This window comes from Kitasatospora sp. NPDC017646, assembly GCF_044329365.1.
In the GTDB taxonomy this organism is placed as follows: domain Bacteria; phylum Actinomycetota; class Actinomycetes; order Streptomycetales; family Streptomycetaceae; genus Kitasatospora.
Map to the genome: position 1 here is coordinate 257,863 of NZ_JBIRJC010000010.1, position 24,312 is coordinate 282,174.

The following is a 24,312-nucleotide window of genomic DNA, read 5'->3' on the forward strand; positions in this document are numbered from 1 at the left end:
GGCTACTGACGGGTAGCAGTGGTGCGGGTCACAGCGGGCCCGGTGGGCGGGCGAGTGAATGATCGTTCTGCGGGTCTGCACCCCTGCCCGGGCACCGGCCGCTACGCTCAGCCGACGTGGGGAGCGCTGTCCCCACCTGCGCGTTCACAGGGCTACCGGCGCCACCGGTGCCACCCGGCCAGTGGAGGGCCCGTCCGATGGAAAAGCGTCACCTCGGCCGTACCGGCCTACAGGTCTCCCGCCTCGGTCTCGGCACCATGACCTGGGGCCGCGACACCGACGAACACGAGGCCGCCGAGCAGCTCAAGGAGTTCGTCGACGCGGGCGGCAACCTGGTCGACACCGCCGACGTGTACGCCGACGGCGGCGCCGAGTACCTGATCTCCCGCCTCACCGACAGCCTCGTCCCGCGCTCCGACCTCGTGATCGCCACCAAGGCGGGCAGCGTCCCCGAGTCCGCCCGCCGCTTCGACGGCTCGCGCGGCCACCTGCTCGCCGCCCTGGACGCCTCGCTGCGCCGCCTCGGCACCGACTACGTCGACCTGTGGCAGGTGCACGCGTTCGACCCGATGACGCCGGTCGAGGAGACCCTCAGCGCCCTCGACATCGCCGTGGCCTCCGGCCGCGCCCGCTACGCCGCGGTCTGCGACTTCAGCGGCTGGCAGCTCGCCAAGGCCGCCACCTGGCAGCGCGCCCACCACGAGCGGATGCCGCTGGCCGGGGCCCAGTTGGAGTACTCGCTGCTCCAGCGCGGCATCGAGCGCGAGGCGCTGCCCGCCGCGCTGGACGCGGGGGTCGGGATCCTGGCGGGCTCACCGCTCGGGCGCGGGGTGCTCACCGGCAAGTACCGGCACGGCGTCCCGCAGGACTCGCGCGGCGCCTCGGCGTACCTGTCCGGGTTCGTCCAGCCGTACCTCGGGGAGCGCTCCCGGCGGATCGTGGACGCCGTCGCCACCGCCGCCGACGGGCTGGCCAGCAGCCCGCTCGCGGTCGCGCTGGCCTGGGTCCGGGACCGGCCGGGTGTGGCGAGCGCGCTGGTCGGGGCACGCACGGTGGCACAGCTGCAGGCGGCACTGTCAGTGGAGGCGCTTACGCTTCCGGGTGAGATCCGTGGGGCGCTGGACGACATCTCGTCGCCGGTGCACCGCTACCCGGACCAGGGGTGGACCGAGCTGTGACCCACCCCGGGCCGGGTTGTCGAGCAGAACGTGCGGGGCAGAACGTGCAGTGGAGTGAGCTTTGGAGCGGACGACGATGAGTGGCACGGGCAACGGCGCTCCGGAGAAGCCCGCGGCTGCGCCCGACAAGGCGGAGATCGCCGAGATCGTGGCGCGGATGCGCCGGATCGAGCAGCAGGAGGCGAAGCCGGGGGCTCACCGGCTCGGGCCTTCCGCGCCGAAGGCCGCCGAGCCCGAGGGCGCTGAGCCGGCAGGCGCCGAGCCCGCGGGTTCCGGGGCCGAGGGTTCCGGGGCCGAGGGTGCCGAGGTGCCGGCGGCTCCTCCGACGCCCGCGCCGGCCGCGCCGCCCGCGCCGCCCGCCCCGGCCGCCCCGGCCGCGCCTGGTGCCCCGGCGGTCCGGCCCAGCGAGCCGAGTGCCGACGTGCTCCAGGGGACGGCCGCGGTGCTGACCGCCGGCGGTGCCCCCGTCGAGCTGGCGGCCGCCGCGGTGGCCGCGTTCGGCGACGGCGCGGCCGAGCGGCTGCGTGAGGACCCGTGGGCGGTCCTCGGGCTGCCCGGCGTGCGCCCCGAGCACGCGGACCACTTCGCCCGCGGGCTGCTCGGCAGCTCGGCCACCCCCGACGACCCCCGCCGGGCCCAGGCGCTGGTGGTCTGGCTGCTGGAACAGGCCGCCCTGCGCGGACACTCGGCCCAGGAGCTGACCGAGGTGGCCGCCGCGCTCGAACGGCTCCGGATGCCCGAACCGTCCGCCGCGATCCAGGAGGCCGTCGCGGACGGGCGGGTGCTGCCGTTCCAGGAGGAGCTGAGCGGAGCCGAGGCGCACGCGGCGGGCGGCGACGAGGACGAGCCGCCGACGCGCACGCTGCTCGCGCTGGAGGGGCTGGCGATGGCGGAGGACAGCCTCGCCGAGAAGCTGCTCCAGCTGATGGCCACCTTCGTGCCGGGCGAGGACGTCGAGGGGCAGGGCACGGGGGAGCCGTCGTCGGACGCGGAATCGGGTCCGGGGACGGAGCCGGAGTCGGAGTCGGAGTCGGAGGAGTCTGCCGGGCCCGTGCTCCGCTCGCCCGGCCCCGCCGCCTGGGAGGCCGCCGCCGAGGCGGCGCCGTCCTCCTCCGCGACGGCCCTGATCCGGGCCGTCGCCGAGAACGCCCTGGTGCTGCACACCGGCGGCGAGGCCGCCCGCGCCGAGCCGGCCGCGCTGCTGGCCGCCGCCCGGGAGCTCGGGCTGCGCGCCTGGGCCGGCACCTGGACCGACCAGGGCCGGAAGTCCTTCGACTCCCTCTCCCCCGCCGACACCCCGGTGTTGACCCTCGCCGACCTGCTGTCCGGTACGGCCGGCCCCGGCCGCGCGGCCGACGGCTCGCTCGCCCTGGACCTGCTGGTCGTGCTGGACGCGCCGCTGCTGGACGTCGAACTGGCCGCCACCGTGCTGGAGTCGCTCGCCGACGGCACCCGGCTGGTGCTCAGCGGGGACCCGGGCCAGCTCTGGTCGGCCGGTCCGGGCCGGTTCTTCGCCGACCTGCTGGCCGCCAAGGTCTGCCCGGCGGTCGCCTCCCGCACCCCGGACTTCGGCCCGATCGGCGAGCTGGTCTCGGCGGTCGGCATCGGCGAGCTGCAGCCCGTCGAGGCGCCGGACAAGGAGGTGGTGATCCTGACCGCCAAGGACGCCGGCGAGGCTGTCCACCGCGCCGTCCAACTGCTCACCGACTCCATCCCGCGCGCGCTCGGCATCCCCGCCGAGCAGGTGGTGCTGCTCACCCCGGGCCACGGCGGCCCGGCCGGTACGCGGGCGCTGAACGCCGCCGCCAAGGCCCGGCTGAACCCCGGCCCCGGCCGGTTCGGCGGTTTCGACCCGGGCGACCGGGTGGTGGAGTCCCCCACGCCCGGGGTCACCCGCCCGGCCCGGGTGCTGGACGGCGACGCCACCGGACTGCACCTGGAGTACTCGGACGGCTCACGCCGGACCGTCCCGCCCGCCGAGGCCGGCCGGCTGCGGCACGGCTGGGCGCTGACCGTCCACCAGGCGCTGGGCCGCCGCTGGCCCGCCGCGGTGGTCGTGGTGCCGGAGGACGCCGGGCCGGCGCTCTCCCGGCAGTGGGTCTACACCGCGTTCGGGCGTGGCGAGCGGCACCTGTCCGTGGTCCACGCGGCGGGCCCGGCGCTCGCCCAGGCCGTCGCCGAGCGCCCCGCGCAGCCGCGCACCACCCGGCTGCGGGCGATCCTCGCGGAGAACGCGGTCGACGCGGACTGACCGCCTTCGCGGACCGACCGGGCTGCCGGTCCGACCGCCCTCCGCGCGTACGGGCGACATCAGTCGTCGGGGTCCTCGTCGTCGTAGACCTCGCTCACGTCGAACCGGCAGATCAGCAGCTGCGGGTCGGCGTGCTCGAAGGGCTCCGGCAGCCACTCCCCCGGCTCGGTCGGCTCGGTCGCCGCGACCCAGAGCGTCGAGTCCGCCTCCTCCAGGCCGAACTCCTCGCTGCGGGCGGCGATCTCGTCCGGTTCGTACTCACCGAACAGCACGCCGATCGCGGCGTTCACGCCCCCGGCGCCGCCCGGGGTCAGCGACTCGTCGAGCCGCTCGGCCTGCGCGCGCAGCCGCTCGGGGTCGACCACGTGGTAGTCGCGGCGGATCAGCACGCTGATCGCCTCGGGCTGTTCCGGGCCGTGGTAGCCGCCCGGTCCCTCGTCGCCGGGGATCTCGAAGGGAGTGACCTCGTCGTAGACCTCGTACAGGAGTTGGTCGTAGGCGATGGCCGCCGTCGCGAGCTGCTCGTAGGCAGCGGACACGGCAGGATCATCGGCTGCGTTGGGGCTTGACACCGCTTCCAGATGACGGTCGATGGCGGCCTTGACCGCCTCAGCGGCGGCGCGTACCTCGGCAATGGTGGGCTGCGCGGCATCAGACATGGTGCAGACGCTATCTCCCCACGGCGCCCGTACGCACAGCGGTTGTCACCTACACCCGCGATTTCACCGCAACTTCCCCCCTGATGTCCGATTCATGGGCTTCTGTCCGCCGACAGAACCGGCGCGGGGCGGGCGCAGACGGCGTGCGACCGGTCCGGCGGGGCCGTCCGGGTACGGCTACGCGCGCCGGTACCGGGGTATTCACTCCACAACCGCAACAGAACTGATGCACTGTCAGGCGAGCGCCGGGACGGAGGTCGTCGGACCGCCGCAGCGGGACGGGAGGACGGCCGGAAATACCCGGGCCGACTGTCCGGAGCAGGCCGTAGGCTTGCGTGCAGGTGATCCTCAGGAGGAGCGTTTTGACCCCACCGAAGCCGGTCCGGCAACCGGAGTACGAGTACCAGTCGCTGCGCATGCCGCGCGGGACCACGCGCAATGCGGCACGCCAACTGCTCACCGAGCACGCCGAGTACGGGCACTGGGAGCTCGACCGGTTGAGGCTGTTCCCCGACGGGAGCCGGACGGTCCGGCTGAAGCGGCGGATCATCCGGCAGGTCCGGAGCTGGTGACGGACGGGGTCCGGTCGCCCTGAGGCGCCGGGCGTCGAGCCTTGACGCACCTGCGGCCGCCCGTGGAACAACGGGCGGCCGCAGGTGCGCCGTTCGGTCGGCTGGTGCGCCGCCCACCGACCGGTGCCGCCGAGCATTCGGGGGGCTCAGCAGGCGGAGGGATCAGCCGACGCGAAGGCTCAGCGGGCGCCGGCGCGGGCGCGGCGGTAGAGCACGCCGCCACCGATCAGCAGCGCGAGCCCGGCGGCGCCGAGCACCTCGACGCCGCCGGCGCCGGTGTGGGCCAGCTGACTGTCCGCGACGGGAGCCGCCGGGGCGCTGGTGCGGGCGGTGGCCGGCACGGCCTGGGTGACGCCGTGGCCGGTGGTCGGGGTGGTGGACGAGCCGCCGTTGAGCGGGCCGCCCGGACTGGTGTCGCCGCCGGACGGCGGAGTCGCGGGGGTGTGGCCCTCGGAGCAGTCGTCGGTCGGCTTCGGGGCGGGACGGGCCACGTTGCCGCAGGCGTTGCCGAAGGCCGGGTTGCCGACGCCGACCACGTCCACGGAGTTGCCGCAGGCGTTCACCGGCACGTGCACCGGGGCCTGGACGCTGTTGCCGGAGATCACCCCGGGCGAGCCGACGGCGGTGCCGGCGGCGGACGCACCGGAGGCGGAGGGACCGCGGCTCGCGCCGGAGTCGGAGCTGTCGCTGCCGCCGGTCTGACCTGTCTGGCCTGTGTGGCCCGCATGGTCGGACTGACCGGACTGGCCGGGCTTCGGGGCGGCGTGACGGCCGCCGCCGACGTTGGCGCAGCGGTTGCCGAACGCCGGGTTCAGCAGGCCGATCACGTCGACCGTGTTGCCGCAGGCGTTGATCGGCACCTCGACCGGCACTTGCACCGAGTTCCCGGAGGCGACACCCGGTGATCCTGCGGCACCTCCCTGCGCCTCGGCGGCCGCGTAGGCGTAGCCGGCGGTCGAGGCCAGCACGCTGCCGGTGGCCACCGCAGTGAGGATCCCCTTCTTGGCCACATTCCTCATGATTTCCCCTGACGTTTCGAGACGGCGTAGCGACCTTGACGCGAACCTTGTAAAAATCGGAATTTCTGTATATCCGGAAATCGCGCAAGGTCTTTGACTGCACAGGAGTTAACGAGAGGCGAACGGCGAGGTTGAGCCGAACGAAGCGTCTTCACCCGATCGAGCGATCGGGGCGCCTCGGCCTTGCCGGCCCTCGCCACGGGAACGAGTGCGGTACCGGCCCAACGTGCGCAGGGGCCCCCGGCGCGGCGCGTCCGCCGCCCGGGGGCCCCTGCCGAATCAGGCTCAACAGGCCTCAGCGGCCCGGAGGTTGACTCAGACGTTGGCGCAGTGGTTGCCGAACGCCGGGTTGATCAGACCGATCACGCTGACGGTGTTGCCGCACACGTTGACCGGCACGTGGACCGGGATCTGGACCTGGTTGCCCGCGACGACACCCGGGGAGCCCGCCGCCACACCCTCGGCACCGGCGCCGCCGTGAGCGGACGCGACACCGGCGGCGGCGAGCACCAGGCCACCGGTGGCGGCGGCGACAGCGGCGATCTTCTTGACCTTCATCATTCCTCCTGTATAGACAACGCAACCCGTTCGGCGGGCTGCAAAGGAATGAACGACGCTGCGGCAAACGGGGTACGGAACAGATTTCCCATTCACCCTCAACGGTGACGCTTCGCACAGACAATCGGCGCGGAATCGCGGGCAGAATCGTTTCCGTTGATCTCCTCCGACCCGTCCCACAATCATGCGCTCGGACAATGCGCTCGGCCCGTCCCCGGCAGTCCGGGAGCGGGCCGACCCAGTCGCCTGATCAGCAGTCGCGGTGGTGCGCAGGCGCTCAGCAGGCGTCGATGAAACGGTCCAGCACCCGGACGCCGAACTTCAGCCCGTCCACCGGCACCCGCTCGTCCACGCCGTGGAACATCCCGGCGAAGTCCAACTCCGGCGGCAGCTGCAGCGGCGCGAAGCCGAAGCAGCGGATGCCGAGGTCCTGGAAGGACTTGGCGTCCGTCCCGCCCGACAGGCAGTACGGCACCGCGCGGGCGATCGGGTCCTCCGCGCGCAGCGCGGTCTGCATCGCCTCGACCAGCGAGCCGTCGAAGCCGGTCTCGATCGCCCTGTCCGTGTGCAGGCTCTCCCGCTTCACGCGCGGGCCGAGCACGCTGTCCAGCTCCGCCAGGAACTCCTCCTCGTAGCCGGGCAGGAAGCGCCCGTCCACGTGCGCGGTGGCCTGACCGGGGATCACGTTCACCTTGTAGCCGGCGCCGAGCATGGTCGGCTGGGCGGTGTTGCGCAGCGTGGTGCCGATCATCTTGGCGATGCCGCCGAGGACGCGCAGCGTCTCGTCCATGTTCTCCGGGTCCAGCTCGACCCCGAGCGCGTCGGACAGCTCGTCCAGGAAAGCCCGGACGGTCTTGGTGATCCGCAGCGGGAACTTGTGCCGGCCGAGCCGGGCGACCGCCTCGCACAGCTCGGTGATCGCGTTGTCGTCGTTCTCCATCGAGCCGTGCCCGGCCCGGCCCTCGACCGTCAGGCGCATCCAGTGCATGCCCTTCTCGGCCGTCTCCACCAGGTAGAGCCGCACCTGGTCGTTGACCGTGAAGGAGAAGCCGCCGACCTCGCCGATGCCCTCGGTCACGCCCTCGAACAACTCCGGGTGCTTGTCCACCAGGAAGCGAGCGCCGTAGGTGCCGCCCGCCTCCTCGTCGGCGAGGAAGGCCAGCACCAGGTCACGCGGGGGCTTGCGGCCGGTGCGCAGCCGGTCGCGGACGACCGCGAGGGTCATCGCGTCCATGTCCTTCATGTCGACCGCGCCGCGCCCCCAGACGCAGCCGTCGGCGATCTCGCCGCCGAAGGGGTCGTACGTCCAGTCCGCGGCGTTGGCCGGCACCACGTCCGTGTGGCCGTGGATCAGCAGGCCCGGGCGGGACCGGTCCTCGCCCTCGATCCGGATCACGGTCGAGGCCCGCCCCTTGGCCGACTCGAAGATCTGCGGCTCCAGGCCGAACTCGGCGAGCTGCTCCGCCACGTACTCGGCCGCCTTGCGCTCGCCCGGGCCGGAACCGTCCCCGTAGTTGCTGGTGTCGATCCGGATCAGATCGCGACAGATCTCCGCGACCTCCGACTCAGCCGTCACCTTCGGCGCCGCCGACTCGCTCCGCTCGCTCACGGTCACTCCTCGTCTTGGGCCCGCACCGACGCACCAGCGCGCCACCCCCAGGCTCTGCACCCGGGCCGTACGAGCACGTCCGCCCATCCTCCCCCAGCCCCCGGTCCCGATCCACCCCCCGCACGGTCCCGAAACCCGCTGGTCACGCCCCCGCCACCGACCAGCCCTTGCCTCCGCCACCGGCCCGGCCACCCGACCCGGAGCCGTTTGGGAGCCCAAGCCGATCTTTGCTACAGTTACATCTGTCAGCGCGACGGACGAGAGATCGGAAGCCGCGAGGACGACACCCCGTCCGGGTGGCGGAATGGCAGACGCGCTAGCTTGAGGTGCTAGTGCCCTTTATCGGGCGTGGGGGTTCAAGTCCCCCCTCGGACACAGTTCAAATCCCCACGGGAACTCGAAAGAGTCCCGTGGGGATTTGTCGTTTCGAGCGCTTGGTGAGGCGAGTGCTGGGTGCCGGGGCGGGCCTCCACGCGGATTTCGGCTTTCGCCGGGTCGTACGTCAGATGAAGCCCCAGGCTCCGGTAGATGGCGCTCTTCTCTGCCGGTTCGGCGTCTGCAACCAGGCGGGCGAGCTGTGAGCACTGGCGCACCAGGGCAGTGATCTCGTCGATGGTCGGCTGCGCGTCGGCGAACGTCGCAGTGCGGACTCGGGCTTCGGCGGCGGCTTGACGGGCCTGGGTCTCGGCCATCCAGCCAGCGACGATCTTGGGGTCTGCGCCGGCTTCGAGGGCAGGCACGGTGGATGGCGAGTTTCGCGGCACAGTCGGTGATCTCCTCGCGGGCGCGCTCGGCAAGAGCCAGGTCTCGGCACGTGTCACCGCCGGACACGGCGTTGGCCATGGCTTCGACTGTGGCAGAGAGCCGGTGGGGAGCGAAGACGGTGCCGATCCACCGGTCGAGCGGCGCGATGATCCAGGACTCGCGGAGGTAGACGTCGCGGGGGTGCTGGACGTGGTTGGCCAGTCCGTACTCCGTGGGGAAGCGGCAGCGGTAGTAGGCGACCTCGCGGGAGTGCTGGCCCTGTCCAGACCTGATGACCCGTGTAGCGCGGGTTGGTGAGGATGACCCGGACCGCCTGCTTGGACCGGGCGATGCCGCTGCGGTGAGAGTTGCGGGCCGGGTCGTGGGCGGAGGGGCAGGGGATTCCGTCGGAGGTGAGCCCTTCGGCGATCGAGAAGATCCCCAGGCCCAGGAGGTATTCCCGGTAGATGCGCTGCACGACGGGCGCAGCGGTGGGGTCGGGTTCGAGTCCACGCAGCATGCGGCCGTCGGCGGCCTTGGCGGGGTTGGGATGCGGGCCGAGGTCGACGAGGCGGTAGCCGTACGGGGGGCGTCCGCCGAGGAAGCGGCCCTCATGCCGGGCTTGCACGCCCATGGAGGAGCGGACCCGGACGCGAATGCGGTTGCGCTCGCCCTTGGACATGCCGCCGAAGACCGACATGATCAGGTCATGGGCCTTGTTGTCCGGATCGATCGGCCCGCCCACCTCGGGGACCCACAACTGCACGCCGTAGTGGGTGAACAGCGGGAAGGTGTTGCCGAACTGGTTGCCATAGAAAGCTCGTTGCGGCTCGCCGATGACGACGGCGTCGAAGCCTCGGTCGGGGTTGGCGAGGGCAGCCAGCAGGCTGGCGGACTGGGGCCGGCGCTTCCAGGGCATCGGCGGCTGTCGATCCCGCTGCTCGGTCACATGCGACCGCCCGGGTCCACTATTCTCACGGGAACAAGCCGGTTCGGACCCGCTGGAAAGCAGCTATCGCATCGTGGCAGTCGTGCACCAACCCGTCGGGACACCCGGGCGCGATGCGCCCGCCGATGCTTCGATCCCGCTGACCTCGGCCGAGCTCTCCGCGCTCGGCACCTGCGCCGCCGTCTTCCTGCCCGCCGATCCGCCGCGGCTCGGCCAGGTGGCCTTCTGGCGCCCCGACGGGTCCGCCCCGCCCGTTCGCCAGGACGGCATCACCCAGCTCGTCGTCGTCCGCCCGCACGGTTCTTCTGCGCGCCGTCGCACCGTGCCGGCCACCGTGCTGAGCGTTGCTCAGGCGCTGCCAGTCCTTACCCGGGCCCGGACCGGTGCCGGGGCCGACGAGGCCGCCGCCTTCTGGGGAGCGGCCGGCCTGCTCGCCCTCCAACTGGTCGCACGGGGGCGGTTGTTGCCCGGTGTCAGCCCGGGTGGCCTGGACGCCTGGCGGGTCGGCCCGCTCGATCAGGAAGACTTCCGGCGGATCCGCGAACTCGCCGCCGCGATGCCGCCGGAAGCCCGCGCTGTGCCGCTCCCGGACCGTACGCCCCTGCAGCTACCCGAAGCCGAGCCGTTCCTGCGTGCCTTCCTGGACGCGGTCGCCGACGGGCTGCCCCGCACCCCCGCCGCCCATCTCGCGGCCGGCGGCCCGGTGTGGGCCTCCCCCGCCCCGCAGCAGGCGAGCGCGCAGCGCGGGTGGGCAGCCGAGATCGCCGCCGGGCTGGACGCCGGGGTACGGGTGTCACTCCGCCTGGAGCTGCCCGGGATGGCCGCTGCCAGCCCGGGGGAACCTGACGATTTCCAGGACTGGGACGACTGGTACGACAGTTGGGAGGACGGTGACACGGACCAGCCCTTCCGCGCCGTCGTCCAGCTGCACAGCCTCGGTGACGCCACCCTCGTCACCGATGCCGCCGACCTGTGGGCGGGCCGCACGGCCGCCGCTGACGCCTTCGGCCCCCGCACCAAGGTCGACACGCTGCTGACGCTGCGCCGCGCCGCCCGGCTATGGCCGCCGCTGGAGCGGCTGCTGACGGCAGCCGCTCCGGCCGAACTGGAGCTGTCCGACGCGGAGGTCCAGGAACTGCTCGGCGACGCCGCGGTGCGCCTCGCGGCAGCCGGGATCCAGCTCCACTGGCCCAAGGAGCTGGCCCGCGAGCTCACCGCCCGTGCGACGGTCGAGCCGCCGGAGCGGCCCGGATCCGACCTGCCGTCCCTGCTCTCCGCCGAGAAGCTGCTCGCCTTCCGCTGGCAACTCACCGTCGGCGGCCGGGAGCTGACCAGAGCCGAGCTGGACCGCCTCGCCGAGGCACAGCGTCCGATGGTCCGGCTGCGCGACCAGTGGGTTCTGCTCGACCCCGAGGCGGTGCGGCGTGCCCGCGAGCGCGAGGAGAGACGCCTCACCCCGCTGGAGGCCCTCTCCGCCGCCCTCACCGGCACCGCCGAGGTCGGCGGGGAACTGGTCGAGGTCCGCTCTTCGGGATGGCTGGCCGAGCTGCGCGAGCGCCTCACCGACCCCGAGGCCGCTGCCCGCCGCGAACCGCTCGCCCAGCCCGCCGCCCTACGGGCCACCCTGCGCGACTACCAGCTGCGCGGCCTGGCCTGGCTGCACCGGATGACCTCGCTCGGTCTCGGCGGCTGCCTCGCCGACGACATGGGCCTCGGCAAGACCATCACCCTGATCGCTCTCCACCTTCACCGCCAGGCCGATCCCGCCACCGCCGGCCCCACCCTGGTGGTCTGTCCCACCTCCCTGCTCGGCAACTGGCAGCGCGAGATCGAGCGGTTCGCCCCCGGCACCGCCGTACGCCGCTTCCACGGCACCGCCCGCGAGCTCAACGGCCTGGCCGCCGGCGAGTTCGTGCTCACCACGTACGGCACCATGCGCAGGGACGCCGCCCGGCTGGATACGGCCGGGCCGTGGGGACTGGTGGTCGCCGACGAGGCCCAGCACGTCAAGAACCCGTTCTCCGTGACCGCCAAGGCGCTGCGCACCCTCACCTCCAAGGCCCGGATCGCCCTCACCGGCACGCCCGTCGAGAACAACCTCTCCGAGCTGTGGGCGCTGCTCGACTGGACCACCCCGGGACTGCTCGGCCCGCTCAAGGCCTTCCGGGACCGCTACGCCCGGAACGTGGAACGCGGCGACGATCCCGGGGCCGCCGAGCGTCTCGCCGCCCTCGTCCGTCCCTTCCTGCTGCGCCGCAGGAAGTCGGACCCGGGTATCGCCCCGGAGCTGCCGCCCAAGACCGAGACCGATCGCGTAGTCGCCCTGACGAAGGAGCAGATCGCGCTCTACGAGGCCGTGGTGCGCGAGACCCTGGCCGAGATCCGGGACAGCACGGGCATCACGCGACGCGGGCTGGTCGTCAAGCTGCTCACCGGGCTCAAGCAGATCTGCAACCACCCGGCGCAGTACCTGAAGGAGGACGGCCCCGCCCGGGCCGTCGAACGCTCGGGCAAGCTCGAACTCCTGGACGAGCTCCTCGACACCATCCTCACCGAGGACAATGCCGTGCTGGTGTTCACCCAGTACGTCGCCATGGCCCGGATCATCGAAGGCCACCTCGCGCAACGCGGCGTCCCGGCGCTGTTCCTGCACGGCGGCACCTCGGTCAAACGGCGCGAGGAGATGGTGCGGCGCTTCCAGGACGGTGAAGTCCCGGTCCTCCTGCTGTCGTTGAAGGCCGCCGGCACCGGCCTCAACCTCACGCGGGCCGCTCATGTCATCCACTACGACCGCTGGTGGAACCCGGCCGTCGAGGACCAGGCGACCGACCGCGCCTACCGGATCGGCCAGACCCAGCCGGTCCAGGTCCATCGTCTGATCGCGGAGGGCACCGTGGAGGACCGCATCGCCGAGCTGCTGAAACGCAAGAAGGATCTCGCCGAGGCCGTCCTGGGCGGCGGCGAGGCCGCGTTGACCGAACTGACGGATGCCGAGCTGGCCGAGCTGGTGGAACTGCGGACGGACGGCGGGCGCGTGCCCGCTGCCGGCCGGCCTCGCAAGGCGGCCCGCTCATGAACGCCCGCCGCACCGCTCGCAAGGCCGACACCGCGCGCAGCCGGACGTTCCCCCCGCTGCCGCCCGCCCGGGGCCGCCGTTCGTTCGCCGAGTCCTGGTGGGGCAACGCCTGGGTCGAGGCGTTGGAGGGCAGGCAGCGCTCCGCCACCGGGCGCCTCGCCCGCGGCCGTACCTACGCCCGGGCGGGGAACGTCGGCGAGATCACCGTGACCCCCGGCCGGGTCGCCGCCCGGGTCCAGGGCAGCCGCAGTACGCCCTACCGCACCTCGATGGAGATCCCGGTGCTCGGCGAGCGCGACTGGGAGCTGCTGCTGGACGCCGCCGCCGGGCAGGCAGGGCACATCGCGGCCCTGCTGGACCGGGACATGCCCGCCGAACTGGTGGAGGACGCCGCTCGCGCGGGGGTGCGGCTGCTTCCGCGGCAGGGCGAGCTCACCCCGTCCTGCTCCTGCCCCGACTGGGGCGACCCCTGCAAGCACGCGGCAGCCGTCTACTACCAGGTCGCCCGGCTGCTCGACGAGGATCCCTTCGTCCTCCTGCTCCTCCGAGGCCGCGGCGAGCAGGAACTCATGGACGAGCTCCAGCGACGCAACGCCGCCCAGGCAGCCCTGGAGTCCACGAGCTCCCATGACGTACCGTCGGCAGCCGGATCGGTGCCCGCCAAGGACGTGTTCGCCGCCGCCAGGGCCGGGCTGCCGCCACTTCCCGGCCCACCGCACGCGATCGCCCGCCCGGGGCCCACCGCCGTGTTCACCGGTTCGAGTGCCCCTGGCACCGGCATCGACCCCGCGGCGCTGGAGTTCCTCGCCGCCGATGCCGCCGCCCGCGCCGTACGACTGCTCGCCGAGGCACTCACCCCCGCGCACCTTGGCACGACACCCGCAGACCCGCTGCACGTCGACCAGGACGTCATCCGCCTCGCGGCAGCCGAAGCGCCGCCCACCGTCGTCACGCGCCTCGCGCAAGCGGCCGGACTGGGCCCCGCGGACCTGGCCCGCTCCGTGCGCGCCTGGCAGTTCGGCGGCCCCGAGGGACTACGGGTCCTGAACGAGCCCTGGGACCCGGAGCAGTACGAACTCGCCGCCGCCCGTGACGCGGTCAGGCACGCCTGGGAGGGCGAGCGCGCCCCCGCCCTGCGGGCCACCCGCAACCGCCTCACCGCCACCGGGGGCTCGGCACAGCTGCGCCTGGGCACCGACCGGCGCTGGTACCCCTACCGCAAGGAATCCGGCACCTGGTGGCCCGCCGGCCCCGCGGACCGCGACCCGGCAGCGGCCCTCGCCGCCGCCCTGAGCACGGAAACGTCCTGAATCTGCCGCTTTGTCGACGGTATGACGGCGGGCGTCAGGTCCGTCACGCATTCGATGGCCCCGCTGTCCGGTGCCGATGCCTACAGGATTCCGTCACCCGATGGTGCGACGCTCCCCGGCAACGGCCGGCGTACGGCACTCTCGGGAATTCCGTCGCAGAGGCCGATTTCCGCGCGGACCAGGGCGATCCGTTCCGCCAGCCAGCGGGTGTCGGCTCGCAGCGATTCCGGCAGCGCGCCGAAGTCGACGAGCAGGCGCACCAGTTGGGAGTCGGTGAGCCTCGCCGCTCGGTGCAGCGGGTGCGGCAGGTGGGGTGCCGGGTAGGCGCCGAGCAGCAGCCGCTCGGGCAGTCGGCGGCCCTGCTCGGCTCTGCACAGGGTGAGTTGGTGGGCGAGCAGCGCGCCCAGGCTGTGCCCGTAGAGGAGGTAGGGCCGCTCCAGGAGCGGGCCGGGATCGCGTTCCAGGGCCGCGACCAGCCTCGGCAGGCCCTCCCGGCAGTGGCCGCCGGTGGCGTCCCGGCCGGGGAGCCGGACCGGGACGACCGTCGCCCGCTCGCCCAGGGCGCGTTGCCAGCCGGTGAAGAAGGCCGTGCTGCCGCCGGCCGGGTGCAGCCCCAGCAGGGTGGTCGGGGCGTCGTCCGGTCCGGGCTGCGCCGCGGCCGGGTGTGCGACCGGGGACCGGCCCCGGTTGCACACCCCGGCCGTCGTCGCCTCGCGGCCCGACCGGTGGCCCGGGCCGTCAGGCTGCCGGAGCGTCGGCCCTCCCCCGCCCATGCGCGCGGGCCGAGAAGGCGACCGGATCCGCCGCTGCCGCCCAGCCGTCGGGGGCGGGGTCCGGCCGGGCGGTCTCCACCAGCCGCGCGAACTCCTGCCAGGCGGCGGCGCACTCCAGGGCGAGCTGGGAGATCCGCCCGGCGCAGTGCGGTGGGACGCTGCGCACCAGCTGGTCCCGCTGTTCGGCCGGGGGCAGGCTGCTGGTCAGCATCCGCAGCAAGTGGCGACCGCTCTCGGTGAGCCGGAGGGCGGGGTCGCTCATCAGCCGTTCCATCGTGCGGGCCAGGTCCTGGGCCGCCTGCTGCGGCGCGGGGGCGCCACGCCGCTCGCCGCCGCCGCGCGGCCCGTCGGGGGCGGGCGCCGGCCTGATCGCTGCCGGCCGGGCTGCCGACCGGACCGGGCGACGGCCGGCGGGCACCGGGTCCTCGCCCCGGCGCAGCCGCTCCCGTACGTCCCGGACCGTGCCGGGGGAGATGCCCGCCTCGTCGGCGATCGCGCGCAGCGAGGCCCGGGGGTTGGCGGCGATCAGCTCGCTCGCGCGCAGCCGGCCGGTCGCGCTGTCCAGCGGCCGGGCGCGGCCGTCCCGGCCGATCCGGGTCGCCGGGTGCGGGATGGCCCCGGCCAGGTCCCGTCGCAGCGCCCGCACCGTCTTGGTGGACAGACCGGTGACCTCGGCGATCATCCGGTCCGCCCAGTCGGCGTGGGAGCCGAGGATCCGGCCGGCCGCCGCCGCCCGCTCCGCCCTGGACAGCGGCAGACCGTGCCGGGTGTTGCTCTGGACCGAGAGCACGAAGGCGTCACGCTCCGAGCCCTCGAAGAAGCGGACGGGGATGTCGGATCTGCCGCCGGCGGCTGCCACGCGCAGCCGGTGCATGCCGTCGATCACCCGCATGCTCGGACGGTGGACGATGATCGGCGGCAGGTCGCGGCCGAGTTCGGCCAGCGTCCTCAGGTGCTCCGGGTCCTCGCCGCGGGCGCGCGGCGAGTCGGCCGGCAGCAGGGCGGCGACCGGGACGGGTACGACCTCGGACAGGGTCGGGGCCCATTCCGGGGACGGCGGGCGGGGCGCCGGGTTCTCCTCGGCTTCGACGGTTGCGGTCTGTTGCGTCACGGCGAGTCCTCTGACGTGCAACACGGGAGCGTGGCCGGGCGAACGAGGCCGCCGGCCGCGCCGCTCGTCCGGCCTCGGGGACCGTGCCGTCCCGCTCCCTGGGTCTGCTGGGGCGTCTCCTCGTCGAGGCAGGCCAAAGGGGAGACATGCTTCGCAGCGATCGTAGGTCATCCGCATACCTTTGAGAAGGTATTTTAATGCGGCCGCAACATGGAGCAGCGAGACCGTTACGCAAGGGGTGGGGGGAGCCCGGCGATCAGCCGGGCCGCGGCTCCGGCCGTCAGCGGGAGGCCGTCAACGCTCCGGCCGTCAGCGCTCCGGCCGTCAGCGCCCCGGCCGGAAGGGTCCCGCCGGTCGGCAGCAGCCGGGCCCCGGGCACCCGGTCGACCAGGTCCGGGTCGCCGACCACCACGGGGTGCCCGACCTCGGTGAGCATCGGCAGGTCGGAGTCGTGGTCCCCGTAGCCGTAGCAGTCCGCGGGATCGATGTGCGGGTACGCCCGGAGCAGGGCGCGCACGGCCCGGCGCTTCTCCTCGCCGATGACCGGCTCGCCGACCAGCTCGCCGGTGAACACCCCCCGGCGCACCTCCGGCCGGCTGCACACCACGTGCGCCGCGCCGATGTCCCGCGCGACCGGCTCGACCAGCGCCGGGAAGGACCCGGAGACCAGCACCACCGGATCGCCCGCCGCCCGATGCCGGGTCAGGGCCTCGCGGGTGGCGGCGATGTAGAAGCCGGCGCTCCGGGAGCGCCGCGCGAACCACTCCCGGCCGGCCGCGCGGACCGACTCCTCCCGCTCCCCGGCCCAGACCCGGTAGTAGGACCGGTTCGCCTGCTCGCGCGGCGTCCCGGCTGCCGCCAGGGCGACCAGCTCGGCCCGCACCCGGGCGGCCCGCCGGACGCCCGACGGCCCGTACCGGCCGCCGAGGTAGAAGTCCAGGAAGTCAAACATGCTCTTGCAGTCGATCAGCGTCTCGTCGAGGTCGCTGAACGCCAGACGGTCGGACTGGACCACGGAGGGCTCCTCGGGGGCCGGGGTCACCCGCGGGTGACGGGTCGGTCGGGGTCGATGGCCAGGCGCGGGCGGGCGCGCAGGGCGGGGAAGAGGGTGTCGCGCACCTCGCGCCAGCGCTCGGCGAAGTCCGCTCGGCCGTGCAGGTTGTCGGAGATGTGCTGGGAGCCGAAGAACGCCGCGACGGCCACCCGCGCGGCGACGTCCGGGTCCACGTGATGCGCCAACTGGCCCTGCTGGTGGGCCTCGCGCATCAGCATCGAGATCAGGTTCGTCCAGTCCACGTAGGGCGGCGGCAGCTCGACGTCGACGGCGTCGCGCTCGTTCTGCAGCCTGGTCCCGGCCTGCATGATCGGGTCCTCCAGGAACGCGACGGTGGCCGCGTTGAACATCTCGATCACGGTGTCCAGCGGCGAGAGGCCCTTGCCGCGCACCGCCTCCAGCGTCACCGGCCAACGTGAGTACAACTCGTCCACCACGGCGATGGCAAGGGCCTGCTTGTTGGGGAAGTGGAAGTAGACGGCACCCTTGGTCATGGCCACCTCGTCCGCCACGTCCTTGATGCTGGTCTGCTGGTACCCGCGCTCGGCGAAGATCCGCGCGGCGCAGTGCAGGATCTGCTCCCGGGTGCGTTCGGCGCGCTCCTGGCGCAGCAGCGGCCCCGCCGCGCCCGACCGCTGGATCTTGGGGGTCGGCCACAGCGGCTCCATGGCAACGCCCTTGTTCTGACTCACTGTTCGCCCTTTCTCTCTACACCGAGCACTTCTGGCCATATACCTTCTCCCAGGTATATTTTCGGCCCGGGGATCAAGGTCACCTGACATGACCCTCGCCCGCAGATGGGGTGGCACCACCTTAGGGAACGGCACACCAACGGGGAGACGTGCTCGCATGTCCATCATCACCGCACCGCCAAAGTACCTGCCGTCGGACCAGGCAGCACCGCTGTCGTCCGGTCCCAGGCTCTCGTTCAGTCACCGCCTTCCGGCCGGCTCCGTCCACAAGACCTCCGCCGCGGAGGTCCTGCTCACCGACGCGGTCCGCGCCGGCGACGGCCGCTTCACCGTCGGCGCCGTGTGGCTCCGCGACCGCTTCCTCCACCACAGCGGGGATGGCCGGTCGCCGGATCCGCTGCTGCTGGCCGAGACGGTCCGCCAGGCCCTGATACTCCTCTCGCACCGCTTCCACGGTGTTCCGCAGGGGCACCCGTTCGTCCTCGACAGGCTCGATCTGGAGCTGGTGGAAGGCGCCGCACCACCGCGGCCCTGCGCCCCGGCGCACGTCACCCTGGACGTCACCTGCGCCCGGACGGTGACCACGCCGCGCCGCACCGGCCTCGCGCTCGAAGCGGCGGCGTCCGTCGACGGCGTGCTGATCGGCCGGGCGGGCATCCGCTGGGAGGTCCTGCACCCCGCGTTCTACCAGGTGGTGCGCCACCGCGAGGCCCGTCCGAATGCGGCCGGGGCGCCGGAGCGCCCCGAGGCGCCGGTCGGTGCGCTGCGGCGGCTCGCTCCCGGTGAGGTCGGGTACCCGGGCGACGAGCACGTCCTGCTCGCCCGGGACTCCTCCGGCGCCCGCGGCGGCTTCTGGCTCGACCCGGACCCCGGCCACCCGGTGCTCTTCGACCACCCGTCCGACCACGTCGCCGGCATGGTGCTGCTGGAGGCCTTCCGGCAGGCCGGCCGTGCCGTGGGTACCCCGCTGCACCCCGCCGGGATCTCGGCGACCTTCACCGCGTTCGCCGAGCCGGACCTGCCGGTGGCCATCACCGTGACGCCCGGGCCGGACGGGACGGGCCGCACCGGCGGTACGGCCCGGATGACGGCCGAGGTCACCGCCGCCCAGCGCGGCGCCGTCCTCGCCACGGCGCGGCTCGCCTACTCGACGGACCGTCACGAGACCCCGCGGAAGGACCCCTCGTGAACACCACCGCGCTGCCCGTGGCCCTGCCCGCCGCCGCGATCGAGCGCGTGGTGGACGCGGCCCGGCGCGACCTGTCCGGCGTGGAGGACCGCCGCCGGCTCGGCGCGGAGGCGATCCGGGCCGTCACGGCCGCCGGGTTCCCCCGCCACTTCGTCCCCCGCGAACTCGGCGGTACGGCGGGCACCTTCGCCGAACTGCTCGCCGCCTCGGCCGAGGTGGCGCGCACCTGCCCGTCCACCGCCTGGTGCGCCGCCCTGTTCGCGGCGCACGGCCGGCTCGCCGCCCACCTCCCCGAGGAGGGGCGCAAGGAACTCTGGGGGTCCTCGCCCGACGTGCTGATCTCGGCCTCGATCATGCCGCCGCAGGGCGAGGCGGTCCGGGACGGGGACGGCTGGCGGATCCGGGGCCGCTGGGACACGGCCAGCGGGGTCGACCACGCGCACTGGCTGCTGCTGGCCTCCCGGACCGGCCCGGCGGACCGCCCGGAGCACCGAATCCTCGCCGTCCCCCGGGCGGACTGGACCGTCCTGGACACCTGGCGGAGCCTGGGCATGCGCGGGACGGGCAGCAACGCGGTGGAGGTGGCCGGGGCGTTCGTCCCCGACCGGCTCTCCTGCACATTCGCGGACCTTCAGCGGCCGCTGGGCGCGGACGCGGCCCGCTGCCACCGGGTGCCGGTCCACCTGGCGGGAGCGCTGATGTTCGCGGCGCCGGTCCTGGGGGCGGCCGAGGGCGCGCTCGACGCCTGGCGCCCGGCCGTCGCGCCGCGCCTGGCCGCCCTCTCCCCCGGCCGACGGGCGGAGGCCGAGCTGGCGCTCGGGGAGGGCTCGGCCCGGATCGCCGCGGCCCGGCTGCTGCTGGAACGGGTCGCCGAGCGGGCCGACCGGGCCGAGGTGACCCCGCTGCTGGTGGCGGAGAACCGGCGGGACGCCGCGATGGCCGCGACCTGGTGCGCCGAGGCGGTCGACCGCCTCTTCCGCGCGGCCGGGTCGCCGGTGCTGCGGGAGGACGCCCCCTTCCAGCGGTACTGGCGCGACGTCACCACCGCGGCCTCGCACGGCGTGCTCGGCCCGGCGGCGGCCGCCGCCGACTACGCCACGGCCGTGCTGGACGCACAGGCGCCCGAGCCGCGGAACCGCTGAGCCGCCGAGGCACGCTTCACACCGCCCCTCGCCAGGGGTCGACCGCCCGTCGGATCGGCGGTCGGCCCCTGGCGTGCGACCGCTCAACATACCTTCGCATAGGTATGTTTCTGGCGCATGGACACAGTTGCGAGACTGCCGCGGTGGTGAAGCAGGCCAGGGCGCGGCAGACCCGGGAACGCGTACTGGACGCGGCGGCGGAGAGCACCCCTCCCCTCCCCGGGATCGGCGCTCACCGGACTCATCCGCAGAATGCGCGGACGATTCGAATCCAATGTCCGGTTCCGGGCCGCGCTCCGGCTCGCCGCGGACTGCGAGCGCCGTCCCGGCGATTCGGTCGGACTTTTCGCCGACATCCGCCAGGAAATGGTGACGAGCATCCGCCGCGCGCAGGCCGAACGGGAAGTGACGCCGAACCACTCGCCGGAATCCCTCGCCTATCTGATCCTGGCCGTCCTCTACGGTTCCTCGTACCTGCCCGCCGCAGACGCCGACCGGGACGGGCCGGGCGAACCGGACGAGGCCTGGCGCGTCCTGCACACCGTCCTGCGACTGGGCTGACCAGGGGATCTTCCCGGCCTCGGGGAGTGGGCGGGCGCGCGGCGACCGACCGTCCGCCGTGCAACCGAGGCACCGGCCCCAGTCGCACAGTCTGTGCAAACCGGGAACCTGGCACTCCCCGTTCCAGGGCCGCTAGCCTTTCTTCCGCACCGCTTCGCCGCGGGCCCGGAATTCACGAACCGGCCCGCCGGAAAAGCGCCCCAGGGGCCGAAAGCCGTGCTCTCCGCTGACATCTCCCACGCGCCCTGCGGCCGTTCCCTTCGAATCGGCCGGCCGCCGCGCGCGTTCTCCCAGACAGTCCTTCCGACCGTCTCCCCGCTCCGAGAGGTAAACGATGAAGCCGCCGAGCTCATCCAGCTGATGATGCGCCGCTACGTGGAGCGCGCCGTGCACGAGAGGGCTCCTCGCTGCACGAGTGGACCTACGCCACCGTGCGCGTCACGGTCGGCATCAACCCCAACGAGTCCATCGGCCTGGAGTCCGTGGAGAAGACCGACGAGATCCGCTTCTACGAGCAGGTCGTCGCCCAGCTCGGCGTCGCGCTGAAGCAGTACGCCAAGGAGACCTACGACGCCTTCGTCCACCTGCCGATCGAGTTCCCGCTCGACCCCAAAGGCCACCGACCCGTCAACGAATGCTTCCGGGTGCTCTCCGACGAGCACCTGCTGAACGTGCTGCGGGGCGAGCTGAAGATCCCGACCCACATCATCGGCGGCACCATCCCCGAGCGGCTGGACGCCATCACCCGCACTCTCCAAGACGAAAGGCAGCCACGTGCGCACGACACCGCCGGAACCGGCAACCGCGGCGCCGCTCTTCGAGCCGTTCAAGATCGGCGGGCTGGCGCTGGAGAACCGCATCGTCATGGCCCCCATGTCCCGCGACCTGTCGCCCGGCGGGGTGCCCGGCGCGGACGTCGCGGAGTACTACGCGCGCCGCGCCCGGCACGGGGTGGGGCTGATCATCACCGAGGGCACCTTCGTGGGCCACCCCTCGGCCGGGAACCGCCCGTCCGTCCCGCGGTTCCACGGCGTGGACGCGCTGGCCGGCTGGGCCGGGGTGGTCGGCGCGGTGCACGCCGCCGGCGGGCGCATCGTGCCCCAGCTGTGGCACGTCGGCCAGGACCCGCTGCTGTGGGGCCGGTCCCTGGAGGAGGCCCGCCGCACCGCGCCGAAGGGCGTCGAGCTGTTCGAACCGCCGGGCGGGCTGATCAACCCCTCGGGTCTGGAACCGGGCCGCCCGGCCGGGCGGGCGATGTCCGAGTCCGACATCGCCGAGGTGGTCGAGGCCTTCGCCCGCGCGGCGGCCGACGCCCAGCGCCTCGGCTTCGACGGCATCGAGCTGCACGCGGCCCACGGCTACCCGTTCGACCAGTTCTTCTGGGACGTCACCAACCACCGCACCGACGGCTACGGCGGCGACCCGGCCGGCCGGACCCGGTTCGCCGCCGAGGTGGTCCGGGCCTGCCGCGCGGCCACCGGCCCCGACTTCCCGGTCATCCTGCGCCTCTCGCAGTGGAAGGTGGCGCACTACCGGGCCCGGCTGGCGGACGACCCGCGGGCACTGGAGGCCTTCCTGGCACCGCTGGTGGGCGCGGGGGTCGACGTCTTCCACTGCTCCACCCGGCGGTTCTGGCAGCCCGAGTTCGAGGGCTCCCCGCTCAACCTGGCGGGCTGGGTCAGGGAGGTGACCGGCCGCCCCACCGTCACGGTCGGCTCGGTCGGCCTGCGCGACAGCGACTACCTGGGCTACGTCGAGGGCAAGGGCTCGGAGGTCGACGACGTCGGCCTGGTGGCCGAGCGCCTCGCCCGGGGCGAGTTCGACCTGGGCTCGGCGCCAAGAAGGTCTACATGGGCGGCATGGGCCTGTTCCTGCTGGCCTCGCTCGGCTGCGCGCTGGCGACCACGCCCGAACTGCTGATCGCCGTCATCGGCATGCTGATGACACGGCGGTTCATCGCGGCGCCGGAGCCGCGCGGCGACCGGCCGGCCCCGTTCGGCCACCTGGTGTGGATCGTCGCGCTCGCGGCGGTCAGCTTCGCACTGATCGAGGGCCCCCAACTCGGCTGGGGCTCGAGCCCTGTGCTGGTCTCCTACGCCGTGGCGCTGGTCGCCACCGCCGTGCTCGTACGGCGCGAACGCAGCAGCGACAAGCTCGTGATGCCGTGGACGCTCTTCCGCCGCCCCGGCTTCTCGGGCGCCAACCTGGTCGGGTTCTTCTTCAACTTCGCGCTCTTCGGCACCATCTTCATGCTCGGCCTGTTCTTCCAACACGCCCGGGGCGCGAGCCCGTTCGTCGCCGGGCTGGAGCTGATCCCGATCACCATCCTGTCGCCGGTGGCCAACGTGGTGTACTCGAAGATCTCGGGACGCTACGCCAACGGCCCGCTACTGACGGTCTTCCTGCTGGTCGCCGGGGTCTGCTCGCTCGGCCTGACCGCGATCTCCGCGTCGACCCCGTACTGGATCATCGCCGTCGGCATCGGCGTGTCCTGCCTCGGCTCGGGCATCATCTCCCCCGGCATGACGGCGGCCATGGTGGACTCGGCCCGCCCGGAGCACGCCAACGTCGCCGGGTCCGTGCGCCAACCGGCAGATCGGCTCGCTGGTGGGCATCGCCGTCGTCGGCGTGGTGCTGAACGCCACCCCCGACTGGAGCCGGGGCGCCTCGGTGTCCTTCGTCCTGGTCGGCGTCGCCTACCTGCTCGGCGCGGTGTGCGCCTGGCGGCTGGTCGCCCGCTCGGAGCGCCGCACCGAGGCCGTGGCGGCGGCCGCGCCGGCCCGCACCTGACCCGACGGCCCCGCGATCCGGGAGTCCGTCACCCCGTGTTCCCGCGCCGCCTCACCCCGAGGGCGGGGTGGGAACGCCGAACGGCCCCTCCGGCCGGACCACGAGTCCGACCGGAGGGGCCGTTCGGCTGCGACCCGGCGCCACGGGGTCGGTTCAGGACCGGCGGGTGTCGCCGATGGCGCTCTCGATGCCCTGGACCATCCGCCACAGCGGGGCCCGGCGGCTGGCGACCAGGACCACCACGTCGTCGGCCGCGTCCTCGCCCTCCGGGGCGGAGTCGGCGGGGCGGTCACTCCAGGTGGAGGTGACGAAGGCCATCGCCGCGTCCACCTCGGCCACCCAGTCGCTCTCGCCGCCCGAGCGCAGCCAGGTGCGCAGGGCGTGGTTGTGGGCGGCGACCACGGCCGCGGCGATCACGTCCGCGCGCAGCGGGCCGTCCGGGCGGTCGGCGAAGCGGCCGCGCAGGTAGGCGGCGAGGGTGTGCTCGTAGCGCCAGACCACCGACAGCTCGTACGCCCGCAGGCCGGGGACCTTGCGGGTGAGGCGGTAGCGCTGGACGGAGAAGGAGGGCTGCTCGGCGTACATCCGCAGGACCAGGCGGGCGGCGTCGCAGGCGTGCCTGACCGGGTCCTCCTCGCCGGTGCCGGAGTCCAGGAACTCCGTCATCTCGGCGAGGCTGCGCTCGTGGTCGGGGAAGACCACGTCCTCCTTGGCCGGGAAGTAGCGGAAGAACGAGCGTCGGCCGACGCCCGCGAGCGAGACGATGTCGTCGATCGTCGTCTGCTCGAAGCCGCGCTCGAGGAAGAGCTCGAAGGCCGCGGCCACCAGCGCCTCGCGCATCGCCGGCTTCGAGGGCCCGTCGTTCATGGGCAGGTCCTGCTCTTCCTTCTCGCTCATTCTCCGGAACTTAGCATCGGCGCCAGAAGTCGGCCCCGACGGCCGGTGGGCTTGCCCGCCCGGCCGTCGGGGCACCTCGGGAGGCCGGCTACGGCAGGTTGCGGGCCATGACGATCCGCTGGACCTGGTTGGTGCCCTCGTAGATCTGGGTGATCTTCGCGTCCCGCATCATCCGCTC

Annotated in this window: 23 protein-coding genes, 1 tRNA gene and 1 pseudogene; 12 read left to right on the plus strand and 13 right to left on the minus strand. The window is 73.5% G+C overall.

Annotated elements, in window-relative coordinates; genetic code table 11:
- Positions 1-197: 197 nt before the first annotated feature.
- On the plus strand, positions 198-1,178 hold the full coding sequence (locus ACH4J0_RS18765) for an aldo/keto reductase (protein WP_396241368.1): 981 nt from the start codon (positions 198-200) through the stop codon (positions 1,176-1,178).
- 76 nt (positions 1,179-1,254) lie between these two features.
- On the plus strand, positions 1,255-3,429 hold the full coding sequence (locus tag ACH4J0_RS18770) for a helix-hairpin-helix domain-containing protein (protein WP_396241370.1): 2,175 nt from the start codon (positions 1,255-1,257) through the stop codon (positions 3,427-3,429).
- A gap of 59 nt (positions 3,430-3,488) precedes the next feature.
- Here ACH4J0_RS18770 and ACH4J0_RS18775 read toward each other — a convergent pair whose 3' ends face one another.
- The gene (locus ACH4J0_RS18775) at positions 3,489-4,088 is read right to left on the minus strand and encodes a hypothetical protein (RefSeq protein WP_396241372.1); all 600 of its coding nucleotides are present in this window, start codon (positions 4,086-4,088) and stop codon (positions 3,489-3,491) included.
- Between the two features lie 362 nt (positions 4,089-4,450).
- Here ACH4J0_RS18775 and ACH4J0_RS18780 point away from each other — a divergent pair, with 362 nt between their 5' ends.
- The gene (locus tag ACH4J0_RS18780) at positions 4,451-4,660 is read left to right on the plus strand and encodes a DUF5703 family protein (protein ID WP_033350848.1); all 210 of its coding nucleotides are present in this window, start codon (positions 4,451-4,453) and stop codon (positions 4,658-4,660) included.
- 179 nt (positions 4,661-4,839) lie between these two features.
- Here the strand turns inward: ACH4J0_RS18780 and ACH4J0_RS18785 are convergent, their stop codons facing one another.
- The 3 genes from ACH4J0_RS18785 to ACH4J0_RS18795 form a co-directional block, all read right to left on the minus strand.
- Positions 4,840-5,679 carry a chaplin family protein gene (locus tag ACH4J0_RS18785; RefSeq protein WP_396241374.1) on the minus strand — a complete coding sequence of 280 codons (840 nt, stop codon included), beginning with the start codon at positions 5,677-5,679 and terminating at the stop codon, positions 4,840-4,842.
- 315 nt (positions 5,680-5,994) lie between these two features.
- Positions 5,995-6,240, minus strand: a complete 246-nt coding sequence (locus tag ACH4J0_RS18790; protein WP_396241376.1) for a chaplin — start codon at positions 6,238-6,240, stop codon at positions 5,995-5,997.
- Positions 6,241-6,514: 274 nt separating this feature from the next.
- Positions 6,515-7,846, minus strand: a complete 1,332-nt coding sequence (locus tag ACH4J0_RS18795) for a M20/M25/M40 family metallo-hydrolase (RefSeq protein WP_396241378.1) — start codon at positions 7,844-7,846, stop codon at positions 6,515-6,517.
- Between the two features lie 290 nt (positions 7,847-8,136).
- On the opposite strand from ACH4J0_RS18795, the gene ACH4J0_RS18800 reads away from it, so the two are divergent.
- Positions 8,137-8,221, plus strand: a tRNA-Leu gene (locus ACH4J0_RS18800).
- Here ACH4J0_RS18800 and ACH4J0_RS18805 read toward each other — a convergent pair.
- Both ACH4J0_RS18805 and ACH4J0_RS18810 read right to left on the minus strand, forming a co-directional pair.
- On the minus strand, positions 8,203-8,538 hold the full coding sequence (locus ACH4J0_RS18805; RefSeq protein ID WP_396241380.1) for a hypothetical protein: 336 nt from the start codon (positions 8,536-8,538) through the stop codon (positions 8,203-8,205). The genes ACH4J0_RS18800 and ACH4J0_RS18805 overlap by 19 nt on opposite strands.
- 125 nt (positions 8,539-8,663) lie before the next feature.
- Positions 8,664-9,539 carry a recombinase family protein gene (locus ACH4J0_RS18810; RefSeq protein WP_396241382.1) on the minus strand — a complete coding sequence of 292 codons (876 nt, stop codon included), beginning with the start codon at positions 9,537-9,539 and terminating at the stop codon, positions 8,664-8,666.
- An 82-nt stretch (positions 9,540-9,621) separates the two neighbouring features.
- Between ACH4J0_RS18810 and ACH4J0_RS18815 the strand changes: the two genes are divergently transcribed.
- Positions 9,622-12,615, plus strand: a complete 2,994-nt coding sequence (locus tag ACH4J0_RS18815; RefSeq protein ID WP_396241384.1) for an SNF2-related protein — start codon at positions 9,622-9,624, stop codon at positions 12,613-12,615.
- Positions 12,612-13,925 carry an SWIM zinc finger family protein gene (locus tag ACH4J0_RS18820; RefSeq protein ID WP_396241386.1) on the plus strand — a complete coding sequence of 438 codons (1,314 nt, stop codon included), beginning with the start codon at positions 12,612-12,614 and terminating at the stop codon, positions 13,923-13,925. The genes ACH4J0_RS18815 and ACH4J0_RS18820 overlap by 4 nt, the downstream gene beginning before the upstream one ends.
- A gap of 80 nt (positions 13,926-14,005) precedes the next feature.
- Here the strand turns inward: ACH4J0_RS18820 and ACH4J0_RS18825 are convergent, their stop codons facing one another.
- From ACH4J0_RS18825 to ACH4J0_RS18840, 4 genes are all read right to left on the minus strand, one after another.
- The gene (locus ACH4J0_RS18825) at positions 14,006-14,620 is read right to left on the minus strand and encodes a thioesterase II family protein (RefSeq protein ID WP_396241388.1); all 615 of its coding nucleotides are present in this window, start codon (positions 14,618-14,620) and stop codon (positions 14,006-14,008) included.
- A 43-nt stretch (positions 14,621-14,663) separates the two neighbouring features.
- The gene (locus tag ACH4J0_RS18830) at positions 14,664-15,809 is read right to left on the minus strand and encodes a winged helix-turn-helix transcriptional regulator (protein WP_396241390.1); all 1,146 of its coding nucleotides are present in this window, start codon (positions 15,807-15,809) and stop codon (positions 14,664-14,666) included.
- Between the two features lie 280 nt (positions 15,810-16,089).
- Positions 16,090-16,824 (minus strand): HAD family hydrolase, encoded by a 735-nt coding sequence (locus ACH4J0_RS18835; protein WP_396241392.1) that lies wholly within the window; start codon positions 16,822-16,824, stop codon positions 16,090-16,092.
- A 23-nt stretch (positions 16,825-16,847) separates the two neighbouring features.
- A complete protein-coding gene (locus ACH4J0_RS18840; protein ID WP_396241394.1) occupies positions 16,848-17,555 on the minus strand; it encodes a ScbR family autoregulator-binding transcription factor in 708 nt (235 codons plus the stop codon).
- Positions 17,556-17,712: 157 nt separating this feature from the next.
- Here ACH4J0_RS18840 and ACH4J0_RS18845 point away from each other — a divergent pair, with 157 nt between their 5' ends.
- From ACH4J0_RS18845 to ACH4J0_RS18855, 3 genes are all read left to right on the plus strand, one after another.
- Complete coding sequence (locus tag ACH4J0_RS18845; RefSeq protein WP_396241396.1) at positions 17,713-18,744, plus strand: ScbA/BarX family gamma-butyrolactone biosynthesis protein; 1,032 nt, start codon at positions 17,713-17,715, stop codon at positions 18,742-18,744.
- Positions 18,741-19,886 (plus strand): oxidoreductase, encoded by a 1,146-nt coding sequence (locus ACH4J0_RS18850; RefSeq protein WP_396241398.1) that lies wholly within the window; start codon positions 18,741-18,743, stop codon positions 19,884-19,886. Before ACH4J0_RS18845 ends, ACH4J0_RS18850 begins: the two co-directional genes overlap by 4 nt.
- Positions 19,887-20,252: 366 nt before the next feature.
- Positions 20,253-20,447, plus strand: a complete 195-nt coding sequence (locus ACH4J0_RS18855) for a hypothetical protein (RefSeq protein ID WP_396241400.1) — start codon at positions 20,253-20,255, stop codon at positions 20,445-20,447.
- A 371-nt stretch (positions 20,448-20,818) separates the two neighbouring features.
- On the opposite strand, the gene ACH4J0_RS18860 is transcribed toward ACH4J0_RS18855, so the two are convergent.
- On the minus strand, positions 20,819-21,313 hold the full coding sequence (locus tag ACH4J0_RS18860) for a hypothetical protein (protein ID WP_396241402.1): 495 nt from the start codon (positions 21,311-21,313) through the stop codon (positions 20,819-20,821).
- A gap of 7 nt (positions 21,314-21,320) precedes the next feature.
- Here ACH4J0_RS18860 and ACH4J0_RS18865 point away from each other — a divergent pair, with 7 nt between their 5' ends.
- The 3 genes and pseudogenes from ACH4J0_RS18865 (at position 21,321) to ACH4J0_RS18875 (ending at position 23,237) form a co-directional block, all read left to right on the plus strand.
- On the plus strand, positions 21,321-22,367 hold the full coding sequence (locus ACH4J0_RS18865) for a 12-oxophytodienoate reductase (protein WP_396241404.1): 1,047 nt from the start codon (positions 21,321-21,323) through the stop codon (positions 22,365-22,367).
- Positions 22,307-22,975, plus strand: a pseudogene (locus ACH4J0_RS18870) (MFS transporter); the annotation flags it as partial. The gene ACH4J0_RS18865 and the pseudogene ACH4J0_RS18870, both read left to right, overlap by 61 nt.
- Positions 22,976-23,054: 79 nt before the next feature.
- Positions 23,055-23,237, plus strand: coding sequence for a hypothetical protein (locus ACH4J0_RS18875; protein WP_396241440.1), 183 nt, complete (start codon positions 23,055-23,057; stop codon positions 23,235-23,237).
- Between the two features lie 153 nt (positions 23,238-23,390).
- Here ACH4J0_RS18875 and ACH4J0_RS18880 read toward each other — a convergent pair whose 3' ends face one another.
- On the minus strand, positions 23,391-24,077 hold the full coding sequence (locus tag ACH4J0_RS18880; protein ID WP_396241436.1) for a TetR family transcriptional regulator: 687 nt from the start codon (positions 24,075-24,077) through the stop codon (positions 23,391-23,393).
- A gap of 145 nt (positions 24,078-24,222) precedes the next feature.
- The coding region (locus ACH4J0_RS18885) for an acyl-CoA dehydrogenase family protein (protein ID WP_144385854.1) at positions 24,223-24,312 on the minus strand (90 nt) is incomplete at its 5' end.

Excerpts from the sequence above, each read along its gene's own strand:
- ACH4J0_RS18765 (WP_396241368.1), top strand. The coding sequence starts at position 198 with ATGGAAAAGCGTCACCTCGGCCGTACCGGCCTACAGGTCTCCCGCCTC.
- ACH4J0_RS18770 (WP_396241370.1), top strand. The coding sequence starts at position 1,255 with ATGAGTGGCACGGGCAACGGCGCTCCGGAGAAGCCCGCGGCTGCGCCC.
- ACH4J0_RS18775 (WP_396241372.1), bottom strand. The coding sequence starts at position 4,088 with ATGTCTGATGCCGCGCAGCCCACCATTGCCGAGGTACGCGCCGCCGCT.
- ACH4J0_RS18785 (WP_396241374.1), bottom strand. The coding sequence starts at position 5,679 with ATGAGGAATGTGGCCAAGAAGGGGATCCTCACTGCGGTGGCCACCGGC.
- ACH4J0_RS18790 (WP_396241376.1), bottom strand. The coding sequence starts at position 6,240 with ATGATGAAGGTCAAGAAGATCGCCGCTGTCGCCGCCGCCACCGGTGGC.
- ACH4J0_RS18805 (WP_396241380.1), bottom strand. The coding sequence starts at position 8,538 with ATGGCCGAGACCCAGGCCCGTCAAGCCGCCGCCGAAGCCCGAGTCCGC.
- ACH4J0_RS18820 (WP_396241386.1), top strand. The coding sequence starts at position 12,612 with ATGAACGCCCGCCGCACCGCTCGCAAGGCCGACACCGCGCGCAGCCGG.
- ACH4J0_RS18845 (WP_396241396.1), top strand. The coding sequence starts at position 17,713 with ATGTCCATCATCACCGCACCGCCAAAGTACCTGCCGTCGGACCAGGCA.
- ACH4J0_RS18855 (WP_396241400.1), top strand. The coding sequence starts at position 20,253 with ATGGTGACGAGCATCCGCCGCGCGCAGGCCGAACGGGAAGTGACGCCG.
- ACH4J0_RS18860 (WP_396241402.1), bottom strand. The coding sequence starts at position 21,313 with ATGACGATGCGGTTCTCCAGCGCCAGCCCGCCGATCTTGAACGGCTCG.
- ACH4J0_RS18865 (WP_396241404.1), top strand. The coding sequence starts at position 21,321 with ATGTCCCGCGACCTGTCGCCCGGCGGGGTGCCCGGCGCGGACGTCGCG.
- ACH4J0_RS18880 (WP_396241436.1), bottom strand. The coding sequence starts at position 24,077 with ATGCGCGAGGCGCTGGTGGCCGCGGCCTTCGAGCTCTTCCTCGAGCGC.